The sequence below is a fragment of the Planktotalea sp. genome, from assembly GCF_039984035.1.
Lineage (GTDB): Bacteria > Pseudomonadota > Alphaproteobacteria > Rhodobacterales > Rhodobacteraceae > Planktotalea.
In genome coordinates this window covers 1-3308 of the sequence record NZ_JBDWVM010000119.1, presented here as the reverse complement: position 1 = coordinate 3308, position 3308 = coordinate 1, and the positions used below count along the sequence as shown (strand labels likewise).

Sequence of the window (3308 nt, the reverse complement as noted above, 5' to 3'; positions counted from 1 at the left end):
CGTTGCGTTCGCAGCGTCTGCATGTGCGCGTAAAGCACCGGTTGAAGAGTTTGTCGTGGTTGACCCTGCGCCAATCTCCGTTGAACCAACATACACAGGTAAGTACAAGTAATTTACCTTGGAGACAGGCGTTCGCGCCTGTCTCCAACCAAGCTATCATGTGCCACACTGGGGGTGCATCATGGCTCTAGACTATATGCTCAAGCACCGCGGCTTTCCTGGTCGTCTTCCCGGTTCCGATTTCCAATTTACGATCCGACGCGCAAACCCCAAAGGGGCAACGCCGATTGAACGCCGTGAGCGTCGTAATGATCGCAAGCCTGCGGATCGACGTGCAGATGCGGCATTCATGGCTGCGCTTTGGGAATACTTTGGCGATCAACCTTTTGAACGTGGCAACCTCGATGCTGGGCGGCTCAATTGGCTTTTCGGGCGCGAAGTGTTGCCCCATGACGATCCGTTTGATCCTGAAAACTACGAAGCCATGCTCGTTATTGACGCGCGCGCAGCGGCCGCTGCCTTTCCTGATGCAACTGATTGGGATGCGTCGGCATGAATTCGCGCAAGTTATTGGGATTTCGGCGAGATCAAGCCAGTTCGAGCGTTCTGCGCGCGAAGTGCCTTGCTGTTTTGACCAATAGTTTCATGGTGGGGGAAGTGAAGAAGCGCCAGAATGATAGTTCATTCAAGGTTGCAACTTTCCGTAACCCTTCCCCTTGGCGGCAGTCTGGTGCTACGTTGCACTTACTGCCGTCTTTTTTAGTTAATGCGGCAGACGTATTTAACTTTGAAAGAGAAAAAGAATGTCATATTTCGCAAAAATCACCGCTGTATTTGCTTTGTCAGCGAGCCTTGCAGGCTGCCAAACAGCACCTAATCCTTCCGTTACCAACGCAGCTGCTGGCGCGGCCCTTGGTGCAACCGTTGCTGCAATCGCAGGCGGCAGCCGTTCTGATGTTGCTGCCACAGCCCTCGTTGGTGGCATCGCTGGCGCGGCACTGCCCGTCCAGTAACCCGATTTTTTCGCAGCCATTTGCGCTGCGTTCCAAAACAAAAGCGAACGCCGTTCTGCCTTATATGGGCAGAGCGGCGTTTTGCGTTTCTCGATAAGAAAAGGACTGCCAGATGTTCAACAAAATCCTGATCGCCAACCGCGGTGAAATTGCCTGCCGCGTGATCAAGACAGCAAAGAAGATGGGTATCGCAACGGTCGCGATCTATTCTGACGCTGACAAGAATGCGTTGCATGTAGAGATGGCGGATGAAGCAATTCATATTGGTCCGCCGCCTGCGAACCAATCCTATATCGTGATCGATAAGGTCATGGACGCGATCAAGCAAAGTGGCGCGCAGGCTGTGCACCCGGGCTATGGTTTCCTGTCTGAGAACGCAAAATTCGCTGAGGCGCTTGATGCCGCTGGCGTTGCCTTTGTTGGTCCACCTGTTGGTGCGATTGAAAGCATGGGGGACAAGATCACCTCCAAAAAGATTGCTCAGGAAGCAAAGGTTTCAACGGTTCCCGGCTACATGGGATTGATTGAAGACGCGGAAGAGGCTGTGAAAATCTCAAATGAGGTTGGCTATCCCGTGATGATCAAAGCCTCTGCAGGCGGCGGCGGTAAGGGTATGCGCATCGCATGGAATGATGACGAAGCGCGCGAGGGTTTCCAGTCTTCCAAGAACGAAGCGGCAAACAGTTTTGGCGATGATCGTATTTTCATTGAGAAATTCATCACGCAGCCGCGCCACATCGAAATTCAGGTGCTCTGCGACAGTCACGGCAATGGTATTTATCTGGGCGAGCGTGAATGCTCCATCCAGCGTCGTCAGCAAAAGGTTGTGGAAGAAGCGCCAAGCCCCTTCCTTGATGAAGCCACGCGTAAAGCGATGGGCGAGCAAGCAGTCGCACTGGCGCAAGCGGTTGGCTATGCCTCTGCAGGTACTGTGGAATTCATCGTCGATGGTGCCAAGAACTTCTATTTCCTTGAAATGAATACACGTTTGCAGGTGGAACACCCAGTGACGGAGCTGATCACTGGCGTTGATTTGGTCGAACAGATGATCCGCGTTGCCAATGGTGAAAAGCTCACGATCACACAGGATGATGTAACGCTCACCGGCTGGGCGATTGAAAACCGCCTCTATGCGGAAGACCCATATCGCGGCTTCCTGCCGTCTATTGGTCGCCTCACGCGCTACCGCCCACCGGCGGAGCAAGCGGCAGGCCCGATGCTTGTGAACGACAAATGGCAAGGCGGCGCACCAGCTGGTGACATCGCTGTACGTAACGACACGGGCGTCTATGAAGGCGGCGAAATTTCCATGTATTACGATCCGATGATCGCAAAGCTTTGTACTTGGGCGCCAACACGCGAGGCAGCGATTGAAGCGATGCGCGTTGCGCTTGATAGCTTTGAAGTCGAAGGCATCGGTCACAACTTGCCGTTCTTGAGCGCGGTTATGGATCATCCGATCTTTATCAAAGGTGAGATGACCACGGCCTTTATTGAAGAACAGTATCCAGAAGGGTTCGTCGGCGTTGATCTGCCCGATGCTGACCTGCGTTCCATCGCGGCTGCAACGGCTGCAATGAACCGCGTTAAGGAAATTCGCCGTTCGCGCATCTCCGGTCGTTTGGGCAATCATGAGCGTCATGTGGGCGATACGTGGAACGTGGCTCTGCAAGGCGTCAATTTTGACGTCACGATTGCAGCGGATCACGATGGGTCTACGATCACCTTTGCTGACGGAACGTCCAAGCGCGTCACGGGCAATTGGACGCCGGGCGATCAGCTCGCGGATATGCTCGTCGATGGTAAGCCGCTGGTGATGAAAGTTGGCAAAGTGTCGGGCGGCGGTTTCCGCATCCGCTCACGCGGCGCGGACTTGAAGGTTCATGTGCGTACACCGCGTCAGGCTGAGCTTGCTCTCAAGATGCCTGAGAAGGTTGCACCGGATACGTCCAAGCTGCTCCTTTGCCCAATGCCAGGTCTGATCGTCAAAGTTGACGTTGAAGAAGGGCAAGAAGTGCAAGAGGGCCAAGCGCTTTGCACCGTAGAAGCCATGAAAATGGAAAACATCCTACGCGCTGAAAAGAAGGGTGTTGTGTCCAAGGTCAACGCTGCTGCGGGCGATAGCCTTGCGGTGGACGACATCATCATGGAGTTCGAATAAGCCCCATGGGCTTTGCGGCACATATACCAGATGCAGGCGGCTACGGCTGCCTGCGTTCACGGACTTCGCGCTGCCGCATGGGCATTTTGTCAATCACGCGGGACAGCTCGCGCACATCCCATGGAAAGGGTTTG

Annotated in this window: 3 protein-coding genes; all 3 read left to right on the top strand. The window is 54.3% G+C overall.

Annotated elements, in window-relative coordinates; translation table 11 throughout:
- Positions 1-196: 196 nt before the first annotated feature.
- The 3 genes from ABJQ89_RS05370 (at position 197) to ABJQ89_RS05360 (ending at position 3174) form a co-directional block, all read left to right on the top strand.
- The gene (locus ABJQ89_RS05370) at positions 197-556 is read left to right on the top strand and encodes a hypothetical protein (RefSeq protein WP_348495237.1); all 360 of its coding nucleotides are present in this window, start codon (positions 197-199) and stop codon (positions 554-556) included.
- A 247-nt stretch (positions 557-803) separates the two neighbouring features.
- Positions 804-1013: a hypothetical protein gene (locus ABJQ89_RS05365; protein ID WP_348495236.1), complete on the top strand. Its 210-nt coding sequence runs from the start codon at positions 804-806 to the stop codon at positions 1011-1013.
- 112 nt (positions 1014-1125) lie between these two features.
- On the top strand, positions 1126-3174 hold the full coding sequence (locus tag ABJQ89_RS05360; protein WP_348495235.1) for an acetyl/propionyl/methylcrotonyl-CoA carboxylase subunit alpha: 2049 nt from the start codon (positions 1126-1128) through the stop codon (positions 3172-3174).
- The last annotated feature ends 134 nt before the right edge of the window (positions 3175-3308 follow it).

What these genes read in the sequence shown, in the direction of transcription:
- ABJQ89_RS05360 (WP_348495235.1), top strand. Translation starts at nt 1,126, where the DNA reads ATGTTCAACAAAATCCTGATCGCCAACCGCGGTGAAATTGCCTGCCGC.
- ABJQ89_RS05370 (WP_348495237.1), top strand. Translation starts at nt 197, where the DNA reads ATGCTCAAGCACCGCGGCTTTCCTGGTCGTCTTCCCGGTTCCGATTTC.
- ABJQ89_RS05365 (WP_348495236.1), top strand. Translation starts at nt 804, where the DNA reads ATGTCATATTTCGCAAAAATCACCGCTGTATTTGCTTTGTCAGCGAGC.